Here is a 20,537-nt window from a genome sequence, read left to right as displayed (position 1 = left end):
GCCTGTCATCCTTCCGCTCGATCGCTCCTGTAGGGCTTTGCACCCTGTTCTTGCCGGAGCATTTGGCGCGATTGTGCCGCAAAACAAGGTCTTTTTCAATTCACCTCGCTGTCAGCGGGCACGCCGGCCACAGCACCGGCGCGCGGCATGCACCGGCATACTGGGCGCTGCATACCCCCGCATCCAAGCAACTGTTCCGAAACAGCTTTTGCAATACCATGCATCCGCAGCACACGTTTACGAGAGGCGCGCCGCTATCCCGGCACCGCCACTGGCCAATCTCGAAAAAGAGGCCTAACTGCCCGGTCGAGGGAGGAGCGACAGGCGAATGAAAAGGCACCACGGATGGAACGCAAACATCATGTAGTCGTCGTCGGCGGAGGCTTTGGCGGCCTCGCCTGCGTCAGGGATCTCAAGCACAAGGATGTCGAGATCACCCTCATCGACAGCCGCAACCACCACCTCTTCCAGCCTCTGCTGTACCAGGTGGCGACCTCGATCCTGCCGACATCGGACATTGCATGGCCGCTGCGCCACCTCCTGCGCGACCGCCCCGAGGTGAACACGCTTATGGCCGAGGTCAACGGCGTTGACCCGCAGGCCAAGACGGTGAGCCTCGCCGATGGCGACAGCGTCTCTTACGACACACTGGTGCTGGCCACCGGTGCGCGGCATTCCTATTTCGGCCATGACGATTGGGAGACGGCAGCGCCCGGCCTCAAGACCCTCGAGGACGCAACCGCGATCCGTCGCCGCATGCTGTCGGCCTTCGAAGCCGCCGAGCGCACCTCGGACCCCGAGGAGCGCAAGGCGCTTCTGACCTTCGCCGTGGTCGGCGCAGGCCCCACCGGGGTGGAGCTGGTGGGCATCATCGCCGAGCTGGCGCAGCGGGTTCTGCCCCGCGAGTTCCGCAGCATCGACACTCGAGATGCCCGCGTACTGTTGCTCGAGGCGGGGCCGCGCGTTCTGGCCGCCTTCCCCGAGGATCTTTCGGCCTACACCGAACACGCCCTGACCGAGCTTGGCGTCGAGGTCCGCGCAGGCACCGCCGTGACCGCCTGCGACGAGGAGTCGATTACCATCGGTGATGAGTGCATCCCCTCCCGCACGGCGATCTGGGCGGCGGGGGTCAAGGCCTCGCGCGCGGCGCAATGGCTGGGCCTCGAGGCCGACCGCGCGGGCCGCACCCCGGTGGGCCCCGAACTGACGGTCGAGGATCACCCCGAGATCTTCGTCATCGGTGATACGGCGTCGGTCAGGAACACCGACGGTAAGCCGGTACCGGGCGTCGCCCCTGCCGCCAAGCAGCAGGGCGAATACGTGGCGCGCCTCGTGGCCTCGCGCCTTGGCAAGGGCCGCAATCCCGGACCCTTCGTCTACAAGCACAAGGGCAGCCTTGCCACCATCGGTCGCAAGGCGGCAGTTGCCGATTTTGGTTGGATCAAGCTGCGCGGCACGCTGGCGTGGTGGGTCTGGGGCGTCGCCCACATCTACTTCCTGATCGGTACCCGCAACCGCGTGGCCGTGGTCTGGAGCTGGTTCTGGTCCCACACCACGGGCCAGAACTCCGCCCGCCTCATCACGCAAGGCAAGCAGGGGATCGCGGTGCCGAAGGTGACGCAGGTGGAGTGAACAAAGCACAAAAGGCGCCCCACGGAGGGCGCCTTTTCCTGGCCGCTTCTGGAAACGCCCGTTCATGTCTGCGGGGCTCAAATACAAGAGCGCGGCCGAGGCCACGAGGCGGATACCAAAGCACGCGATACGGCGCGCAAGTGTGCAGACTGCCAAACACCACCTTGACCGGCAGCCGTTTCCACCGCATATCCCGGCAATCATGACCGATCTCGCGCATATCCGCAATTTCTCCATCGTTGCCCACATCGACCACGGGAAATCCACCCTGGCCGACCGGCTGATCCAGCTTACCGGCACCGTCGCCGAACGCGACATGCAGGAGCAACTGCTCGACTCGATGGACATCGAGCGCGAGCGGGGCATCACGATCAAAGCCAACACCGTCCGCATCGAATACCCGGCGCAGGATGGGCACACCTACGTGCTCAACCTTATCGACACGCCCGGACACGTCGACTTCGCCTACGAAGTCGCGCGTTCCATGCATGCGGTCGAAGGCTCGCTGCTGGTGGTGGACGCGACGCAGGGCGTCGAGGCGCAGACCCTCGCCAACGTCTATACCGCCATCGACGCCGATCACGAGATCGTCCCGGTGCTCAACAAGGTCGACCTGCCCGCCGCAGAGCCCGACCGCGTCAAGGAGCAGATCGAGGACGTCATCGGCATCGACAGCCAGGACGCCTGCCTGATCTCGGCCAAGACAGGCATCGGCATCCCCGATGTGCTGGAAGCCATCGTCAAGCGCCTGCCCGCCCCCACAGTTGGCGACCGAAATGCGCCGCTGAAGGCGATGCTGGTGGATTCGAAATATGACCAGTATCTCGGCGTGATCTGTATCGTGCGGATCATCGACGGCGTCCTCAAGAAGGGCGACCGCATCCGCATGATGAAGACCGGCGGCACCTATGACGTGGACGACGTGGGGGTCTATCGCCCCGCGATGACCGCGGTGAAGGAGCTTGGACCGGGCGAGATCGGCTACCTCAACGCCTCGATCAAGCAGGTCCGCGACACCCGCGTCGGTGACACGATCACTCATGAGAAGAAGCAGTGCGAAACGCCCCTGCCCGGCTTCAAGCCGTCGGTGCCGGTGGTGTTCTGCGGTCTCTTCCCGGTCGATGCGAACGACTTCGAGGACATGCGCGACGCCATCGAAAAGCTGGCGCTGAACGATGCGTCCTTCACCTTCGAGATGGAGACCTCGGCGGCGCTTGGCTTCGGCTTCCGTTGCGGCTTCCTTGGCCTGCTGCACCTCGAGGTGATCCGGGACCGTCTGGAGCGCGAGTACAACATCGAGCTGATCACCACCGCCCCATCGGTGATCTACCACCTCTACACCAAGGACGGTGAGCGGCGCGACCTTCACAACCCTGCCGACATGCCCGACATGTCGACCGTGGACCACATCCAGGAGCCGCGCATCAAGGCGACCATCATGGTCCCCGACGAATACCTTGGCGATGTGCTCAAGCTCTGCCAGGAGCGGCGCGGCATCCAGATGGACCTCACCTATGTCGGTGGGCGCGCGATGACGGTCTATGATCTGCCGCTCAACGAGGTGGTGTTCGATTTCTACGACCGCCTGAAGTCCGTGACCAAGGGCTATGCGTCGTTCGATTACGAGATGATTGGCTACCGCGAGGACAACCTCGTGAAGATGTCGATTTTGGTGAACGACGAACCGGTGGATGCGCTTGCCATGATGGTTCACCGCGACCGTGCCGAGATGCGTGGCCGCGCCATGTGTGAGAAGCTCAAAGAGCTGATCCCGCGCCACATGTTCAAGATCCCGATCCAGGCGGCCATCGGCGGCAAGGTCATCGCACGCGAGACCCTGTCGGCCATGCGCAAGGACGTGACGGCCAAGTGCTACGGCGGTGACGCCACCCGGAAGAAAAAACTTCTGGAAAAGCAGAAGGCCGGCAAGAAGAAGATGCGCCAATTCGGCAAGGTCGAAATCCCGCAGGAAGCCTTCATTTCCGCCCTCAAGATGGACACCTGATCCAGACCAGAGCTCAGTAATCGCCCCTATAAGGGGCGATTTCGCTTTCTAGCGGCTCGCGCATGTTCAGGGATTGGGGCCACCCGAGGTGCTGCCCCTTTGGAGCAGGCGTGCCTTGGGGCACCCCGTACAAAGCGCCCGCGTCAAAGCTCCAGTCGCCCGCATCATCAGTCAGGGTGACAAATTTCTGCTCGCTCCACAGATTCACGATCATGGCGCAGCCGCCGACCGGCACGCCAGACTCCGTAGACATCTTCCCACCCGGCCTTCGTCGTGATCTTGCCAAAGAGCGGCACATCGACAGCGGCGCTCTGATCCTGCTCGTCGACGGTGACCTTTCGCTTCATCAGTGCCCACCAGCCGCCAGCCTCACATGCAAGAGCGGGCAACGACGCAAATACGATCAGAATTCCGGGGATGCTACCTCTTCTAAAGCAAGCCAAAGTGAAGTTAACGCTGAGTGCAGATGGCATGATAGCGGCCTATCACGAGATCAAAACTCCGCGTTGCAATGCAGGGCGAATAAGAAAAGGGCCGCCCCCGAAGGAGCGGCCCGATACGTGCCTTGGCTCCCCAAGACGATCAGCAAGAGGGACTGATCGCTTGGGCTAGGGCTCGAAGATCACTCGGTCATGGTACCCTGAGTACCCTGACGGGTCTGCACCATCGCCATCAGGCGCTCGTTCAGCTCCGGGTCGGCCTGTGCCGCCGTGCTGATCTCGTTATAGGTGTCGACGTCCATACCCTCGGTGCCATCAACCGCTGCGGCCATCTCTTCCTGCGCTTCCATGACCAGAGCCTGCTTCTGCTCGGGCTCGGGCGCTTGCTGGATCTGGGCTGCAAACTCCTGCTGAACGCCCTGCACTTCCAGTGCTGCGTCGACAAAGGAATTCAGCTGGTCTTCGCTGAAGTCGCTTTCAGGCGTTGCCTGGGCCGGTGCTTCCTGCGTCTGGACGGGGGCCTCGGGCTCCATGGTCTGAGCGAAGGCAGGTGCCAGCGGAGCGGCAACAAGGGCGGCGACAACGGTCGAGGTGAGAAGCGTATTGCGTTTCATGGTATCTCCTTCCGGATTGTCCGGATCTCGATCTTCAGGTTGCGGACACGGGCTCATCCCGTGCCGTTGCCTAAGACCTAGGTATGCCTCCCCCCGGGTTTGAAGACCCCAACCCGGACCGACGTGAAAACAGCGGGACACCGCCGTTTTCTCCGCGCGCCGACGGCAGCGCTCCGCCGGGCAAATCTTGGAGGCGAAATGCCGCTCGAAACCGCTCCACGCCCTTGGTTCCTTTGACGTCGGGGCAAGTCGGCCAATTCGAGCGCATACATGAGGAAGCGGCGGCAAACCTTTGCCAGACAGGCGATTTTCGGGCATTTTCGCGGCAGTTCCGCAACAGCAAAATGATGTGACCGCCGCGTGTGGAGCGTTCCGGCAGACCTATCGTTACTTCCCTGTCGACGGCGCATCAGTCGCCGCCTGAACGAATAGCAATAGACAGACTACGGAGCAGACGACCATGACTCTCAAGCCCCTCATCCTCGTGCCCTTCCTCGCCACCCCCGCACTGGCAGGTTCCATCGACACCGCCCCGCCCCAAGTCGCGCCGACCGCACCCGCGCCGGTAGTGATGACCCCGGACACCGACTGGACCGGCGCATCGCTGGGTGCCACTTTGGGTTACGGCTGGGCCGATGCAGACGGCGATGCTGAAGAATCCGACGAAGGCGCTGTCTACGGCGTGCGCGGCTACTACGACCACGATTTCGGCAACTACGTGCTGGGTGGCGGCATCGAGTACGACGCGACCGATATCGACCTCGGCGATGCCGGCGACCTCGATGGCATTGCCCGTGTCGGCGGCCGCGTGGGCTATGACCTCGGCAAGACCATGGTCTACGGCACCGGCGGCTATGCGCACGCCACCACTGATGGCGGTAGCCTCGATGCAGGCAGCTCGGACGGCTACTACGTCGGTGCCGGCGTCGAAACCTACGTTTCCGACAACGTCACGCTGAACGGTGAAGTGAAGTACAACGAGTTCAACAACTTCGACAACGACGACCTCGAAGTGAACGCGACCACCACCACGGTGGGCATGAACTACCGCTTCTGATCCTCCAGATCAAAGGCACCGCGCCCGGCCCTCGTGGCCGGGCGTTTTTCGTACGCGCTAGGCGGTTCGTCATCGTCGCGTTACACTTCGGTGCATGCGCACCTGCCTCGTGATTCCCCTTCTTGCCCTCGCCGCCCCGGCATCGCCGGCATCGCCGATCGCGGATGCGCTCTGCGAACCGGGCGCGCACCTGACGGAGCGGCTGAAAACCCGGCACGGGGCGCAACTTGCCTCCACCGGCCTACGAAGCCCCGACGAAATCGTCGAGCTCTGGACAGCCCCGGACGGCGACTGGACCATGGTGATCGCCTACGCCTCGGGGACATCCTGCATCGTCGCCATGGGCCAGAATTGGGCCGACACGCCACAAGATCCGGCGTAATCCACAGGCTTTCCCCCAGCATCATGGGGTGCTGCCGCGCAGCGCCTCTTTCCCCCTGCCCCCGGCTCTGCCATACTCGCCTTCAATCTTCGCACCAAGACGAGCAGGGCAAAATGGCAGACGATCTTCTCGCGGCAACCGAAACCACCACCTACGACGCCTCTTCCATCGAGGTGCTCGAGGGGCTGGAACCGGTGCGCAAGCGGCCCGGCATGTATATCGGCGGCACCGATGAGCGTGCCCTTCACCACATGGTGGCCGAGATCGTCGACAACTCCATGGACGAGGCGGTGGCCGGCCACGCCAACCGCATCGAGATCGAACTGCATTCAGATTACGCCCTGTCCGTCCGCGACAACGGCCGCGGCATTCCGATCGACCCGCACCCCAAGTTTCCGGGCAAGTCCGCGCTCGAGGTGATCTTGTGCACGCTCCACGCGGGCGGCAAGTTCTCGGGCGATGCCTACGAGACCTCGGGCGGCCTTCACGGGGTCGGCGCGTCGGTGGTGAACGCGCTGTCGGATTCCCTTGTCGTGCAGGTGGCCAAGAACAAGGAATTGTTCGAACAGCGTTTTTCCCGTGGCGTCCCTCTTGGCCCGGTGGAAAAGGTCGGCGCGGCCCCCAACCGGCGCGGCACCACCGTGACCTTCCACGCCGACGAAGAAATCTTCGGCGCGCACCGGTTTAAGCCGGCGCGCCTGTTCAAGATGGTGCGCTCCAAGGCCTACCTGTTCTCTGGGGTCGAGATCCGCTGGAAGTCCGCCATTGACGATGGCGAGACCCCGACCGAGGCCAGCTTCCACTTCCCCGGCGGCCTTGCGGATTACCTTGGCGAAACCCTCACCGGGTCGAGCACCTATTCCGAAAAGCCGTTCTCAGGCACCGTCGATTTCAAGGAAAAGTTCGGTGCGCCGGGCAAGGTGGAATGGGCGATCAACTGGACCCCGTCACGTGACGGCTTCATCCAGTCCTACTGTAACACCGTTCCCACCCCCGAGGGCGGCACCCACGAAGCGGGCTTCTGGGCGGCGATTCTCAAGGGCGTGCGCGCCTATGGCGAGCTGGTGAACAACCGAAAAGCCAGCCAGATCACCCGGGACGACCTGCTGACCGGGGGCTGCGCGCTTGTGTCCTGCTTCATCCGCGAGCCGGAATTCGTCGGCCAGACCAAGGACCGGCTGGCCACCGTCGAGGCACAGCGCCTTGTCGAAGGCGCGGTGCGCGACCACTTCGACAACTGGCTGGCGTCCGACACGAAATCCGCCGGCGCGATCCTCGATTTCCTGATCCTGCGCGCCGAAGAGCGTCTGCGCCGCCGGCAGGAAAAGGAAACCGCCCGCAAGTCCGCCACCAAGAAGCTGCGCCTGCCCGGCAAGCTGACCGACTGCACCAACAAGAACCGCGAGAACACGGAGCTGTTCATCGTCGAGGGCGACTCGGCGGGCGGCTCGGCCAAGGGCGCGCGGTTCCGCGAAACGCAGGCGCTGCTGCCGCTCAAGGGCAAGATCCTCAACGTGCTTGGCGCCGCGTCGAACAAGCTGTCGTCCAACGCCGAGATCCGCGATCTGTGCGAGGCGCTTGGTGTGGGCCTTGGCACCAAGTTCAACCTTGATGATCTGCGCTACGACAAGGTCATCATCATGACCGACGCGGACGTGGACGGCGCCCATATCGCGGCGCTTTTGATGACCTTCTTCTACACCCAGATGCGCCCGCTCATCGACAATGGCCACCTCTACATGGCTTGCCCGCCGCTTTACCGCCTGACGCAGGGCGCGCGCCGGATCTACGTCGCCGACGACGTGGAAAAGGAGGCGATGATGGCCAAGGGCCTTGGGGGCAAGGGCAAGATCGACGTGCAGCGCTTCAAGGGTCTGGGCGAGATGGACGCGAAGGACCTGAAAGAGACCACCATGGACCCGGCCACGCGTAAGCTGATCAGGGTGACTATCGACGAGGACGAGCCCGGCGAGACCGGCGATCTTGTCGAACGCCTGATGGGCAAGAAGCCCGAGCTGCGGTTCCAGTATATCCAGGAAAACGCTCGTTTCGTGGAAGAAATCGACATCTGATCCTTTCCACCACTCAGAATCTGCAAAAGGCAGGTGGCACGGCGCCACCTGCCTTTTTCGTTGTGGCCTAAATCTGTGCTTCGCTACGGAAAAACGAACTTTCGCCATACCAAGCGATCAGGGGGCGTGCCTGCCCACCCCCGTGGCCTTTGGTGAATTTAGCCAACGAAAACAGTCGGAATTATGCAACACCCGCCCGTTATCCGATAGGGGCCCGTTGAATCCCGCCGCCCTGCATAGCACACCCCGCTCAAGCGGCGCCCAAATGGTACGCGCTTCCCTCACGCCACCCAGACCCGGCCCTCCCTCGGCTCTCCAGGCAGCGATCCCCATCCTGCAACCGGATCCCCCGACTGGAGTTCCCATGCCACTTTCCTCCTCTTCCGTGCGCCGCGTGCTGCTTGCCGGGACGGCTCTTGGCGCGCTTGGCCTGCCCGCCCATGCCCAAGACGCCGTCAACCTCGACGCGTACGACCTCGGCACCATCACTATCACCGCCGGCGGCTTCGAACAGCTCGTCGAGAATGCCCCTGGCAGCGTCAGCGTCATCACCCGCGAAGACCTTGAGGCCGGTCAGGTCAACAGCCTCGAAGAAGCGCTTGCCGGTGTGCAGGGTGTGGTCACGACCGGTATCGCCAAGGAAAAGGATATCTCGATCCGCGGTCTTCCGGGCGATTACACGCTGATCCTCGTGGACGGCGTGCGCCAAGGCACCCGTGAAAGCCGCCCCAACGGCAGCTCGGGCTATGAGCAAAGCTACATTCCCCCCGTCTCGGCCATCGAGCGGATCGAGGTTGTGCGCGGGCCGATGTCGTCGCTCTACGGCTCCGAAGCCATGGGCGGTGTGGTCAACATCATCACGCGCCCTGTGCCGGAAGAGTGGTCCGGTGAAGTCACCGTGGAAACCACCCTGCCCGAGGATGGTGATGACGGCAGCAGTCAGGCGCTAAGCTTCTACCTCGCCGGGCCGATGATCCAGGACAAGCTGGGGCTGCAACTCTGGGGCCGCGGCTTCGGTCAGGAGGAAAGCCAGATCTTCGACGGGAACGATGGCACCCGTGACCGCAGCCTGTCGGGGCGTCTCAGCTGGGCCATCGCGCCGGGGCATTCCATGTTCCTTGAGGCCGGGCGAACCGCGCTCGACCGCACCCGCAACGTGGGCGACAGCGTCGATCCAGACGCGCGCCGCGCCAACGACGGCCGCACCCTCAACACCCGTGAACACGTCACGCTGAAATACAACGGCACCTTCGGCAACACCGATGCCGACGTTTCGCTGAGCCGTGAATGGGGCACCCGCGAAACCTGGGGCCGCGATGCGGACACCGGGCGGATGGAGAAATCCGACCGAGAGCCGGAGATCCGCAACACCACGCTTGATGCCAAGTTCACCACCCCCTTCCAGCTGGGCGGCGACCATACGCTGGTCTTTGGTGGCCAGTGGACGGAAAATACCCTGACCGACACCAACCCCGGCGCGCTTGGTGCCCCGGTGGAGGAGTACGAGGTCGAACAATGGGCGCTCTTCGTCGAGGATGAATGGTGGATCACTTCCACCTTCGCGCTGACCGGCGGCCTGCGCTACACCGACCACGAGAACTACGGCGGTGAATGGACCCCGCGCCTTTACGCGGTTTGGAACGCCACCGATGCGCTGACCATCAAGGGCGGCGTCTCCAAGGGCTTCAAGGCGCCCGGCCTGCGCCAGACGGTGGACGGCTACTACTACACCACCGGTGGCGGCCCCGGCCGTGGCGTGATGATCGGCGATCCGGACCTGCAGCCGGAAACCTCGACCAGCTACGAGCTTTCAGCGATCTACACCGACTCGAGCTGGGACGTGGGCGCTACCCTCTTCCAGACGGATTTCCGCGACAAGATCGAAAGCTACAGCACCGGCGTGCCGATCACCGTGGGCGGCATCGATTACGAATCCCTGTGGGAATACGACAACGTCGGCAAGGCGCGCATTCGTGGACTCGAGCTGAGCGGGTCGTGGAATGCCACTGAGGATCTGCGATTTAGGGCGACCTATACTTACACCGACAGCGAACAGCAGTCCGGCGATTACGAAGGCCTGCCGCTCATGCGCACCCCCGAGAACACCGCCAGCCTGCGTGCCGACTGGCAGACGCCGGTTTCCGGCCTCGCAGCGTGGGGGACGGTCAACTACCACGGCCGCGAGATCAACGCGGGGTCGCGCATCGGCTCGAATGGGTCGGTCTACGAGCGGGACGAAGACGGCGATGTCATCGCTTACGAATACGACCCCTACACCACCGTGGACCTTGGCGGATCGTATGAGTTCAACGAAACGGTCACCATGAATGCGGCGATCTACAACGTCACCGATGAACGCCTGACCTCGACCAACAACAACAGCGTTGGCGAGGGGCGCCGCCTGTGGCTTGGCCTCACGGCGAAATTCTGATGCCGCGCGCGGCTCCTTCGGAAACGAAGGGGCCGCGTTGCTTCAAAGCCCTCCCGTGGAACGCCGCAGACACGCGCGTTCCGACGAGCCGCCCCAGGTCAGGCGCGCGGCTCCATGCGCCGATACGCGGCACGGATCAACCGGCGCGGAGAGTGTTATCCTGCCTGTATTCCTCATCGTCGAGAAGCTGCGCGGCCCGCGGTTTCAGCTGCCCAAGGACCTTGCGGGCCTTGCGCGAAGCGTCTTCAAGGCCTTCCGCAATTTGCCTTTGCCGCTGCGCCCCGTCGATCCGTTCCAGCAGACGCGCGCTGGCGGCGGTGACCCCTGTGAGGTTGGACAGCGTGTGCAGCGCCTCGCGCAGCTCTTCACGCAGATCATCGCGCTGCCGGACCGGCTGGCACAGGGCGAGGGCCAAAACCACCGCACCGGTGGACCGTTGCAATGGCACCACGTCCACGCTCCAGAAGTCGGGTGAACGGTCGCCGAACACCCGCCCCACGAAACTGCCCGGACGACCATCGAAGGCATGCGAGATGGCGTCTTCGGCCGCAGCGCTTCCCATCGGGTCGAGCAGCACCGGCCAGGTGCGCCCGCACAGCTCGCCCTTGCTCATCCCAAGTCGATCGAGCCCGCCCCGGTTCACCGCGCAAACCGTGCCGCTTTGTTCCAGGACGAGCGCGCAGACCTCGGATCGCGCCGAGATGTAGCGCATGATAGCTTCAGAGGCCTCTTGAGATAGCTGAACACTACCTACGATCATTTCCATCGAATCCGCTCCGTACCTGGCGACGGGCACTCATAGCACGATTGGAAAAACGTTTTAATAACTTTCTCAAATGTATCTTATGCCGGGCGTCAGCGTTGCCCGGCCTGCAAGATGGCCTCGAACATCGCCATCTTGAGAGACGACCCCGAGAACGGCTTCTGCACGATCTCGCAGGGCGGGTAGACGCTGGTCAACTCATCTCCATTGCCGTAGCCGGTGGCCAGAACAAAAGGCACACCCTTGCGATGAAGCAGCTCTGCCACCGGTAGCGACTGTTCACTGCCGAGGTTGACGTCCAGGACCGCGAAATCCACGTCATTGTTTTCGACCCACTTCAGTGCGCCGGCGACGCTGGACACGATCTCGACATGCGACGCACCGAGATCCTCGAGGATACCTGCGGCGTCCATGGCAATGATGAGCGCATCTTCCAGCACCAGCCCCCGGCCTTCCAGCCGCTCGGGCTTCGCGGTCTGCACCGGGGCGGGCGCTGCGGTCTGTGTGGCGGGTGCGTTTTCGACGATCGAATGAATGACTTGCGCTGGCAGGCGGAAATGCGCCTCGACCCCGGTGACCCGGTACGAAATCTCTGCATTGCCCCTTAGTTCGTGCGGGATCGAACTTTCGATGATCATGGACCCGAAGCCCCGCCGTTTTGGCGGAACGACCGGCGGGCCGCCACGTTCGATCCAGTCCATCAGGATGCCGCCGTTGCGATCCTGCGCAAGGTTGACATGAACGACGCCGCTCGGCGAGCTCAGTGCGCCGTACTTGATCGAGTTGGTCGCCATTTCGTGCAGCACCAGCGCAAGGGTGGTAAAGGCCTTGGCATCGACCATCACCTCCGGGCCTCTGATCACGACGCGGCTTTCAGTGCCCACATAAGCGTCGAACTCGCATTCGATCAGGGCCTTGAGCGACGACGGCTCCCATTGCTCCGAGGTCAGCTGGTCATGCGCCCGGGCCAGGGCCTGAATGCGCCCGTCGAGGTTGTCGGTGAATTCTTCCAGCGTCGAGGACGTGTTTCGCGATTGGGACAGCAGGCCGCGCATCAGGTTGAGGATGTTGCGCACCCGATGGTTCAGCTCCGAGATCAGAAGCTGCTGCTGTTCCTGATTGTGCTTGCGTTCAAGGTTTGCCGCATCGGTCACCTTCAGAAACACCTCGAGCAGGATCGTACGCAGCCGCTCGGCGGCGTGGCTTTCCACCGGCTTCCAAGGCAAAGACTTGCCGGTGACGGTCTGGCGCCAGACATCAAAGCTCTTACGCGGGGTCAGGCGCACGCCGTTGGGTCCCATGGTCGCGGGCTTGGCGGGATCACCGGCCCAGGACACGGTATCCTTCTGCGGACCACGGGTCAGCACGAGGTAATCGCGTGGGCGTTTCGAGATCGGAATTGCCAGCATCCCGGCCACGCGGTTTTCATAATCGCGCGCCGGGGGATGCAGTTTGCCAAGCTCATCGGTGTGAAACACAGAACTGCCGATGGAGCGGTCGAGGAACCTGCCGAGCAGGCGGAATTCTTCTTCGCTGAAGCCGTGGCCGGTGGCGTGGAATGCGTCATTCTCGAACAGCACGAGGCCGTCATGAGAGATCACCGACTTAATCTCCTTGGATACAGCAAGCAGGCTTTCGGACATCGGGCGACCGTCGGCCATATGGCCCATAAGCATGGTCTGAAGCCGCGAAGCATCCGCCTCGGCCCGCTTGCGCAAGCCGTCCTCGAACCGCGACAGCTCGTAGCTGAACATGTGCGCGAACATCTCGATGGCGGTGCGCTGTTCGTAGTCGATGTAGCGCGGGCTGTGATGGTGGCAGGCGAACAACCCCCAGAGTTCACCATCCTTGATGATCGACACGGACATCGACGCTTGGACGCCCATGTTGCGCAAGTACTCGATATGAATGGGCGACACCGCGCGGGTGACCGCCAGCGACAGGTCGATCAGCTGACCGTCGAGACCGGTTTCCGGCAGGATCGGGCTGCCGGGGTCATTCACGTCCGATATCAGCCGCAACAGCGACCGCTTGTAGAGCGCCCGCGCCTGAGCCGGGATGTCAGACGCGGGAAACATGAGCCCGTGATACTGGCTGCGGCCGTCCGCCCGTTCCTCGGCGACGACCTTGCCGGCACCATCGGACTGGAACTGGTAGACCATGACGCTGTCAAAGCCCGACAGCTGCTGCAACCCGCGGGCCGCACCCTGCGCCATCTCCGGTAGGTCACGGTCGCGGCGCAGCAGGGCGATCTGGGGATAGACTTCGGCCAGCACATCGCGGCAGGTCTTGTCGAACTTGGGCTCAAACTCGAGGATCATATGCTGGCCCGAGCCATGCACGGACACATCGAACGCCCGCCCGTTGGCCTGAAGCGCCACGCCGAACAAGCGCAGCACGCCCTCGGGGTTCTCGATGATGCGCAGATTGCGGCGTATGCGGTCGAAGCCGTCCGAGACGATCAACTCGCTCAGCGGGCGACCAAGCGCGTCGTCCCAGTGAACGCCCAGGATCCCCTCCAGGTTCTCACTCGCATGCTGGACGATCCAGTCGCTCGAAACAGCCAGAAGAGCGCCATAGGATTGCACTCGCCCAAGCTTGTGGATTGGCTCACGGTCGCAATTGGTCAGATCCACGCTTACCTGCGCATCGCTGCTCTGGGTCGGAACGTTCATAGGCTGGGCCCTTCGGAGCGACAAAGCTGCCGCTAGTCGGTCTGCAGTTCGGCGGCACGTGCGAAAAGCGCGTAACCGTCGGCGGTGTCTTGGACGATCCTCTCGGACCGGCGGCTGGGATGCTCGATCTTGTTTAGCTCGAGGCATAGGCCGCGCCACAGTTCAGGAGCATGGCCTTCGGCGAAAAACGTCGGAATATCGCATACCGAAACGTTTTTGAAAAGTGTGCGCCGCATGGTTTCGGCCCCGAGGCGCGACCCGATGACGAGGTAGTCCACCGCCACGGGATCAAGCGCGCCCCCCGCGTGGACAGCCGTGTGAGCATGGCCAAGGTCCGCAAGGTCACCGTCAAGATCATCAAGCAGCCGGTTCAGCAGCCCGCTGCTTTTCAACGCGTCCGGCGCGCTACAGGCATCCCGAAGCGCCGCGAGGGCTGAGCGCTGTGTGGCGAGGAATGAGCGCAAGTGGCGTTCTGGAGACGCCAGAAATGCCGCAAAGCTTTGCTCGGCGGCGTCATGTTCGCCGTGTGTCGCATGACGAAGTGCGTAACGGAACGCCGCAGGACGCCCCGTGATGTCGGAAATGTGGCTGTTCAACTCTGTCCGCTTTGTCCTGACCCGCACTCGGGTCGTCTTCCCTGAATCTTCCTAACGCCGGCTTCAACGCTTGGTTCCCGAGGGTATGATTTTTTTTGCCCCCTGCATTATCGGCAGCTATCAGCCCTGCTGAGACCCAAATTCCGGTGAAATGTTCGCCTGCCACTCAACGCCGCAGAATTGATCAGGACAGCTCCAACGCCACTGGCGTGCCGCAGTGACAGCCGCATCGATCTCAGCCCCAAGGGCCCTTTGGCCCCTCGTCTGGATCCCGGCGCGGAGCGCTTTCAGAACGCGTCTGCGGGGTAAATCCGGACGCGCCCCCCCACGGTGCGGAGGCCTGCGGCTGCGCGGAGCCACTCATCGGTGCGCCCGGCCCCATCTCGCCAGCCAGCTCCCGGAGGGCGGCGACGCGGTTCTCGGTCGCCGGGTGAGTGGCGAAGAGGCTGTCGCGCTTGTGGGCATGCAGCGGATTGATGATGAACATGTGCGCCGTGCCCGGGTGACGCTCGGCGGCGTGGTTGTCGATGACGGACGCGCCCTTCTGGATGCTCTGCAGCGCCGAGGCGAGCCAGAGTGGGTTGCGGCAGATCTCGGCCCCCGCCTTGTCGGCGGCGTATTCGCGGGTGCGCGAGATCGCCATCTGCACGAGGCCCGCCGCCATGGGCGCGAGGAACATCATGGCAAGCGTGCCCACGAGGCCCAGCCGTTCGCGGCTGCCGCCGAAGAACAGCGCGAAGTTGGCGAGCATCGAAATAGCACCCGCAAAAGTGGCCGTGACGGTCATGATCGCGGTGTCGTGGTTCTTGATATGAGCCAGCTCGTGGGCGATGACGCCCGCCAGCTCTTCGCGTGACAGGCGGCGCATCAGGCCCGCGGTTACCGCTACGGCGGCGTTGGACGGATTGCGCCCGGTGGCGAAGGCGTTGGGCTGGTCGGTGTCGATCATGTAGACCGCCGGCATCGGCAGACCGGCATTGCGCGCCAGCTCAGCGGTCAACTGCGGCACGCCCGACGGATCGTTGGCCGACAGCGGTCGGGCATTGTGCATCTTGAGCACCATGCGGTTCGAATTCCACCAGGTGAAGACGTTCATCCCGGCAGCGACCACCAGCGCGATCACCGCACCGCCGGATCCGCCCAGCAGGTAGCCGATGCCCATGAATAGCGCCGTCATGGCTGCCATCAGCATTGCCGTCTTGAAATAGCCCATCGGGTGCGACCTCGTTGTCCTGACTGCTGTCCTGCCTGATATAGGCGCGCCGCCCCACGGTACAATCGCTTGGCGGGACAACCGGGCGAAAGCCTGCCGCATTCCTCCCTGCCCGGCCATAGTCATACCCCGAGGGGCAGAGCGAGTCGCCTTAGGTGACGTGATCACAATCGCAGGTCACCCATGCGCAACCGTCACCGGCGACTCACGCCGCGCGCTCAACCGGCGCTCCGCGACAGGCTGTCGCACCTGCATTTTCTGCACTGCAGCAAAAGATGAGATTTGCGCCCCTGTTTTGCGCAACAATGGCCCACGGCACCGTGAGAACCCTTCAAAACGGCGTGAAACGGCGGCGTTACGCCCATTGCGCGGCAATGCGCCGCAGGGCGCTGAAGGGACGAAGTCACTAACCCGAGCCCGCAACTTACAGATCCGGACTGCGCGTGCATGACGCGCCCGCTGCCTGTCGGACGACCAAGAGGCATATAGTGAGACCATACGCAAAAATGCTGCTGGCCGCGGCGGGCGCCCTCGCCCTGTCCGGCTGCCAGTACGAAATCCTTTCGCCGAGCGGCTGGGTGGCAGAGCAGGAACGCAACCTGCTCATCATCTCCGTGCTGCTCATGCTCATCGTCATTCTGCCGGTGCTCTTCATGTCGGTATACTTCCCCCTGAAGTACCGCGCCGACCGCGAGGACCAGAGCGATTACGACCCCGAGTTCGAACACTCCAACAAGCTCGAAGCTGTCGTCTGGGGCGTTCCTATCCTCATCGTCGTGGCGCTTGGGTGGTACACCTACGTCTATACCCACCGGCTCGACCCGTACCGCCCGCTCGATCACCTCGATGCCGGCGCGCCGGTCGAGGTTCAGGCGGTGTCGCTCGACTGGAAATGGCTGTTCATCTACCCCGACCAGGGCATCGCCTCGGTCAATGAACTGGTGGTTCCCGCGGGTCGTCCGATCAACTTCAGCCTGACCTCGTCCACCGTGATGAACACGCTCTCGATCCCCGCTCTTGGCGGCATGGTCTATTCCATGGCCGGAATGGAGACGAAGCTGCACCTCATCGCCGACGAGGAAGGCACCTATCCGGGCCGCTCCGCGCATTACTCTGGCCCCGGGTTCGCCGGCATGGTGTTCGACACCGAGGCCGTGAGCGACGCAGAGTTCGACGCCTGGGTCGAGGGCATCCGCGACGAAGCCGAGCCGCTGACCCGCGCCAGCTACCTCGAGCTTGAGCAGCCCACCATGAACGTGGCCCCCCGTCAGTACGGTTCGGTCGAAGACGGCCTCTTCGGCCGCATCGTCGAGCTCTGCGTGGAAGAGGGCAAGGTCTGCATGGGCCACATGATGATGGTGGACGAACAGGGCGGTGGCGGCCTCGAGGGTGTCGGCAATGCCGCGGCCTACAGCTACGACCGCGCCCGCACCATCGACGGCTTTGGCAACCTCATCGAGCTGCCGCCGCTGGAGAGCAACGGCGGCCACGGCGGTGACCACGGCGCCGGGCACGGATCTGACGAAGAAGCGATGAACGGGGATGCGCAGAACAGCCTGTCCTACGTGCTCGCAATGGACCCCGACGCACTTTGCAGCCCCACCGGGGCGCAGACGGAGGCAAAGACAAATGGCATCTGAACACGGCCAGCCGGCCGATACCTTTTCGCCGATCTTCGGGCGCTTCACGCTCGACTGGATTCCGATCCATGAACCCATCCTCATCGGCACCTTCGCGGGCGTCGCCCTTGGCGGTCTGCTGTTCCTCGCGCTGATGACCTACTTCAAGCTCTGGGGCCCGCTCTGGAGCAAGTGGGTGGTCAGCATCGACCACAAGAAGATCGGCATCATGTACATGGTGCTTGGGTTCATCATGATGGTGCGCGGCTTTGCCGACGCACTGATGATGCGCGCCCAGCAGGCCGTGGCCGCTGGCGGCTCCGAAGGCTGGCTGCCCCCGCACCACTACGACCAGGTGTTCACGGCGCATGGCGTCATCATGATCTTCTTCGTGGCCATGCCCTTTGTCACCGGCGTGATGAACTATGTCATGCCGCTGCAGATCGGTGCCCGCGACGTGGCCTTCCCGTTCCTGAACAACTTCTCGTTCTGGATGACGGTGTCGGGCGCGCTGCTGATCAACGTGTCGCTCTTCGTCGGTGAATTCGCACGCGTCGGCTGGCTGGCCTTCCCGCCGCTGTCGGGATCGAGCTATTCCACCGGACCGGGCATGGACTACTATCTCTGGGCGCTGCAGATCGCCGGTGTCGGTACGACCCTGTCGGGCATCAACCTGATCGCAACCATCTTCAAGATGCGCGCGCCGGGCATGAAGCTGTTCGACATGCCGATCTTCACCTGGACCGCTCTGGTCACCAACGTGCTGATCGTCGCCGCCTTCCCGGTGCTGACCGCCACGCTCGCCATGCTGACCCTCGACCGGTACATGGACTTCCGGTTCTTCACGAACGACTTCGGCGGCAACGCCATGATGTACGTGAACCTGATCTGGATCTGGGGCCACCCGGAAGTGTACATCCTGATCATCCCCTGCTTCGGCATCATCTCGGAAATCGTGTCGACCTTCTCGGGCAAGCCGATCTTCGGCTACCGCACCATGGTCTGGGCCACCGCCTGCATCATGGTCCTGAGCTTCGTCGTGTGGCTGCACCACTTCTTCACCATGGGGTCCGGGGCGAGCGTCAACACGTTCTTCGGCATAACCACGATGATCATCGCGGTGCCCACGGGCGTGAAGATCTTCAACTGGCTCTTCACCATGTACAAGGGGCGCGTGCGGCTCGAGCTGCCGATGCTCTGGGTGATCGGCTTCCTCGTGACCTTCACCATCGGCGGCATGACCGGCGTGATGTTGGCCATCCCGCCCGTCGACTTCCAGCTGCACAACACCCTGTTCCTGATTGCGCACTTCCATAACGTCATCATCGGCGGCGTGGTCTTCGCGATCATCGCGGGCGTGGTCTACTGGTGGCCCAAGGCGTTCGGCTTCAAGCTGGACGAGAAATGGGGTCGCCAGGCGTTCTGGGGCTGGTTCATCGGCTTCTACGTCGCCTTCATGCCGCTGTACGCACTGGGCCTGATGGGCGTCACCCGCCGCATGAACATGTATCCGGATGCGGGCTGGCAGCCCTACTTCATCGTCGCCGCCATCGGCGCGCTGATCATCCTCTACGGCATCGCCTGTACTTTCATCTGCTTCTTCGTTTCGATCCTGAACCGCAAGGAGCTCGCCTGTGGCGGAGACCCGTGGGATGCACGGACCCTCGAGTGGGCGACACAGTCCCCGCCCGCACCGTACAACTTCCCACAGGAGATCCATGTCGTGGGTCGCGAAGCCTTCTGGCAGATGAAGAAGGAGAAGTACGCGTTCTCAACCGAGTACACGTCGATCCACATGCCCAAGAGCACGGCAACGGGCGTGGTTCTGTCCGCTCTCGCCTTCATCTTCGGCTTTGCCATGGTGTGGTACATCTGGTGGCTTGCCATCGTGATGCTGGTCGCGATGATTGGTGTGGGGATCGCGCATACCTTCAACTACAACCGCGACTACTACATCCCTGCCGATGAAGTGCGTCAGTCCGAGGCGAAAGGAACTCTGGCATGAGCACTGCAACGACAGCCCAGGAGCAATCCATGATCGAGCCCGGTGCAGACCGACCGATGCATCATGCGCGTGAAGCCCACGCGCATGAGACCGAACACCAACACCACAGCCCGACTCCCATCGGGTTCTGGATCTACCTGATGAGCGACTGCATCATCTTCGGGACGCTCTTCGCCACCTACGCGGTGCTCGGCTACAGCTATGCGGGGGGGCCCTCCCCCGCAGATCTCTTCGAGCCCAGCTTCGTGGCGTGGGAAACCGGGCTGCTGCTGTTCTCGTCGATCACCTTCGGCCTTGCCATGCTGCAGGCCGACAAGCGGAACGTGAACGGCGCCCTGATGTGGCTGTCGGTCACCGCGGCCTTCGGCCTCGGGTTCATCGCGATGGAGATCTACGAGTTCAACCACCTGATCCACATCGGGGCGGGGCCTGATCGGTCGGCCTTCCTGTCGGCGTTCTTCGCGCTGGTGGGCACCCACGGTCTGCACGTCACTGGCGGCCTGATCTGGCTCTTCACGCTGATGGTGCAGATCAAGACGCACGGGCTGACCCCGGCCAACAACCAGCGCCTCGGCACCCTGTCGATGTTCTGGCACTTCCTCGACCTCGTCTGGATCGGGGTGTTCTCCTTCGTCTATCTCGTGAGGCTCGTCTGATGGCTGAACATACCGAACACTCCCACGGCACCATGGCCAGCCTGATGATCGGTTTCGCGCTTGCCGCAATCCTGACCATCATCCCCTTCTACCTCGTCATGGGCGAGGTCGACATGACCGCCAATGCCAAGATTGGCTGGATCATGGGCCTCGGCGCGGTGCAGATCATCGTTCACCTCGTGTTCTTCCTTCACGTGAACAAGAATGTAGAAGAAGGCTGGACCCTGACCGCGACGATCTTCTCGGTGGTCATCCTCGGGATCGTTCTCGCAGGCTCGATGTGGGTCATGCACAACATGAACGAGAACATGATGCCCGCCCACGAGATGGAGCAGCAGATCGAACAGATGCGCTCGCTCCAGTCGCAGGAAGGCTGA

Annotated in this window: 16 protein-coding genes; 10 read left to right on the top strand and 6 right to left on the bottom strand. The window is 63.1% G+C overall.

Features of this window, described 5'->3' with window-relative positions:
- Positions 1 to 345: 345 nt before the first annotated feature.
- Complete coding sequence (locus IEX41_RS11485; RefSeq protein ID WP_188790390.1) at positions 346 to 1,632, top strand: NAD(P)/FAD-dependent oxidoreductase; 1,287 nt, start codon at positions 346 to 348, stop codon at positions 1,630 to 1,632.
- A 202-nt stretch (positions 1,633 to 1,834) separates the two neighbouring features.
- Complete coding sequence (gene lepA / locus IEX41_RS11480; RefSeq protein ID WP_188790389.1) at positions 1,835 to 3,637, top strand: translation elongation factor 4; 1,803 nt, start codon at positions 1,835 to 1,837, stop codon at positions 3,635 to 3,637.
- 167 nt (positions 3,638 to 3,804) lie between these two features.
- Here the strand turns inward: lepA and IEX41_RS11475 are convergent, their stop codons facing one another.
- Both IEX41_RS11475 and IEX41_RS11470 read right to left on the bottom strand, forming a co-directional pair.
- Positions 3,805 to 4,110 carry a hypothetical protein gene (locus IEX41_RS11475; protein WP_188790388.1) on the bottom strand — a complete coding sequence of 102 codons (306 nt, stop codon included), beginning with the start codon at positions 4,108 to 4,110 and terminating at the stop codon, positions 3,805 to 3,807.
- Positions 4,111 to 4,259: 149 nt separating this feature from the next.
- Complete coding sequence (locus IEX41_RS11470) at positions 4,260 to 4,691, bottom strand: DUF4168 domain-containing protein (protein ID WP_188790387.1); 432 nt, start codon at positions 4,689 to 4,691, stop codon at positions 4,260 to 4,262.
- 460 nt (positions 4,692 to 5,151) lie between these two features.
- Between IEX41_RS11470 and IEX41_RS11465 the strand changes: the two genes are divergently transcribed.
- The 4 genes from IEX41_RS11465 to IEX41_RS11450 all read left to right on the top strand — a co-directional run bounded on the left by IEX41_RS11465 (position 5,152) and on the right by IEX41_RS11450 (position 10,633).
- Complete coding sequence (locus tag IEX41_RS11465) at positions 5,152 to 5,748, top strand: outer membrane protein (RefSeq protein WP_188790386.1); 597 nt, start codon at positions 5,152 to 5,154, stop codon at positions 5,746 to 5,748.
- A gap of 109 nt (positions 5,749 to 5,857) precedes the next feature.
- Positions 5,858 to 6,130, top strand: coding sequence for a hypothetical protein (locus IEX41_RS11460; RefSeq protein WP_229673168.1), 273 nt, complete (start codon positions 5,858 to 5,860; stop codon positions 6,128 to 6,130).
- Positions 6,131 to 6,243: 113 nt separating this feature from the next.
- A complete protein-coding gene (gene parE / locus IEX41_RS11455) occupies positions 6,244 to 8,202 on the top strand; it encodes a DNA topoisomerase IV subunit B (protein WP_188790384.1) in 1,959 nt (652 codons plus the stop codon).
- 364 nt (positions 8,203 to 8,566) lie between these two features.
- Positions 8,567 to 10,633 carry a TonB-dependent receptor domain-containing protein gene (locus IEX41_RS11450; RefSeq protein ID WP_188790383.1) on the top strand — a complete coding sequence of 689 codons (2,067 nt, stop codon included), beginning with the start codon at positions 8,567 to 8,569 and terminating at the stop codon, positions 10,631 to 10,633.
- Between the two features lie 136 nt (positions 10,634 to 10,769).
- Here IEX41_RS11450 and IEX41_RS11445 read toward each other — a convergent pair whose 3' ends face one another.
- From IEX41_RS11445 to htpX, 4 genes are all read right to left on the bottom strand, one after another.
- On the bottom strand, positions 10,770 to 11,345 hold the full coding sequence (locus IEX41_RS11445) for a PAS domain-containing protein (RefSeq protein WP_188790382.1): 576 nt from the start codon (positions 11,343 to 11,345) through the stop codon (positions 10,770 to 10,772).
- Between the two features lie 143 nt (positions 11,346 to 11,488).
- Positions 11,489 to 14,071 carry an HWE histidine kinase domain-containing protein gene (locus IEX41_RS11440; RefSeq protein WP_188790381.1) on the bottom strand — a complete coding sequence of 861 codons (2,583 nt, stop codon included), beginning with the start codon at positions 14,069 to 14,071 and terminating at the stop codon, positions 11,489 to 11,491.
- A gap of 32 nt (positions 14,072 to 14,103) precedes the next feature.
- Positions 14,104 to 14,667 (bottom strand): heme oxygenase-like domain-containing protein, encoded by a 564-nt coding sequence (locus IEX41_RS11435; RefSeq protein ID WP_188790380.1) that lies wholly within the window; start codon positions 14,665 to 14,667, stop codon positions 14,104 to 14,106.
- A 235-nt stretch (positions 14,668 to 14,902) separates the two neighbouring features.
- Entirely contained in the window at positions 14,903 to 15,880 is a 978-nt protein-coding gene (gene htpX / locus IEX41_RS11430; protein WP_188790379.1) for a zinc metalloprotease HtpX, read from the bottom strand.
- 488 nt (positions 15,881 to 16,368) lie between these two features.
- Here htpX and cyoA point away from each other — a divergent pair, with 488 nt between their 5' ends.
- From cyoA to cyoD, 4 genes are read left to right on the top strand one after another with little or no spacing between them, the layout of a single operon-like run.
- Positions 16,369 to 17,520, top strand: a complete 1,152-nt coding sequence (gene cyoA, locus IEX41_RS11425) for a ubiquinol oxidase subunit II (protein WP_229673166.1) — start codon at positions 16,369 to 16,371, stop codon at positions 17,518 to 17,520.
- Positions 17,510 to 19,504 carry a cytochrome o ubiquinol oxidase subunit I gene (gene cyoB / locus IEX41_RS11420; RefSeq protein ID WP_188790378.1) on the top strand — a complete coding sequence of 665 codons (1,995 nt, stop codon included), beginning with the start codon at positions 17,510 to 17,512 and terminating at the stop codon, positions 19,502 to 19,504. The genes cyoA and cyoB overlap by 11 nt, the downstream gene beginning before the upstream one ends.
- Positions 19,501 to 20,160, top strand: coding sequence for a cytochrome o ubiquinol oxidase subunit III (gene cyoC / locus IEX41_RS11415; protein WP_188790377.1), 660 nt, complete (start codon positions 19,501 to 19,503; stop codon positions 20,158 to 20,160). The genes cyoB and cyoC overlap by 4 nt, the downstream gene beginning before the upstream one ends.
- Positions 20,160 to 20,537: a cytochrome o ubiquinol oxidase subunit IV gene (gene cyoD / locus IEX41_RS11410; protein WP_188790376.1), complete on the top strand. Its 378-nt coding sequence runs from the start codon at positions 20,160 to 20,162 to the stop codon at positions 20,535 to 20,537. Before cyoC ends, cyoD begins: the two co-directional genes overlap by 1 nt.

The sequence above is a fragment of the Salipiger pallidus genome (genome assembly GCF_014643635.1).
Taxonomy (GTDB): Bacteria; Pseudomonadota; Alphaproteobacteria; order Rhodobacterales; family Rhodobacteraceae; genus Salipiger; species Salipiger pallidus.
The sequence above is the reverse complement of the archived record's forward strand: the minus strand, read 5'-3'. Positions and strand labels throughout refer to the sequence as shown.

What these genes read in the sequence shown, in the direction of transcription:
- cyoC (WP_188790377.1), top strand. Translation starts at nt 19,501, where the DNA reads ATGAGCACTGCAACGACAGCCCAGGAGCAATCCATGATCGAGCCCGGT.
- cyoD (WP_188790376.1), top strand. Translation starts at nt 20,160, where the DNA reads ATGGCTGAACATACCGAACACTCCCACGGCACCATGGCCAGCCTGATG.
- cyoB (WP_188790378.1), top strand. Translation starts at nt 17,510, where the DNA reads ATGGCATCTGAACACGGCCAGCCGGCCGATACCTTTTCGCCGATCTTC.
- IEX41_RS11450 (WP_188790383.1), top strand. Translation starts at nt 8,567, where the DNA reads ATGCCACTTTCCTCCTCTTCCGTGCGCCGCGTGCTGCTTGCCGGGACG.
- lepA (WP_188790389.1), top strand. Translation starts at nt 1,835, where the DNA reads ATGACCGATCTCGCGCATATCCGCAATTTCTCCATCGTTGCCCACATC.
- IEX41_RS11485 (WP_188790390.1), top strand. Translation starts at nt 346, where the DNA reads ATGGAACGCAAACATCATGTAGTCGTCGTCGGCGGAGGCTTTGGCGGC.
- IEX41_RS11465 (WP_188790386.1), top strand. Translation starts at nt 5,152, where the DNA reads ATGACTCTCAAGCCCCTCATCCTCGTGCCCTTCCTCGCCACCCCCGCA.
- htpX (WP_188790379.1), bottom strand. Translation starts at nt 15,880, where the DNA reads ATGGGCTATTTCAAGACGGCAATGCTGATGGCAGCCATGACGGCGCTA.
- parE (WP_188790384.1), top strand. Translation starts at nt 6,244, where the DNA reads ATGGCAGACGATCTTCTCGCGGCAACCGAAACCACCACCTACGACGCC.
- IEX41_RS11445 (WP_188790382.1), bottom strand. Translation starts at nt 11,345, where the DNA reads ATGCGCTACATCTCGGCGCGATCCGAGGTCTGCGCGCTCGTCCTGGAA.
- IEX41_RS11470 (WP_188790387.1), bottom strand. Translation starts at nt 4,691, where the DNA reads ATGAAACGCAATACGCTTCTCACCTCGACCGTTGTCGCCGCCCTTGTT.
- IEX41_RS11440 (WP_188790381.1), bottom strand. Translation starts at nt 14,071, where the DNA reads ATGAACGTTCCGACCCAGAGCAGCGATGCGCAGGTAAGCGTGGATCTG.
- IEX41_RS11475 (WP_188790388.1), bottom strand. Translation starts at nt 4,110, where the DNA reads ATGCCATCTGCACTCAGCGTTAACTTCACTTTGGCTTGCTTTAGAAGA.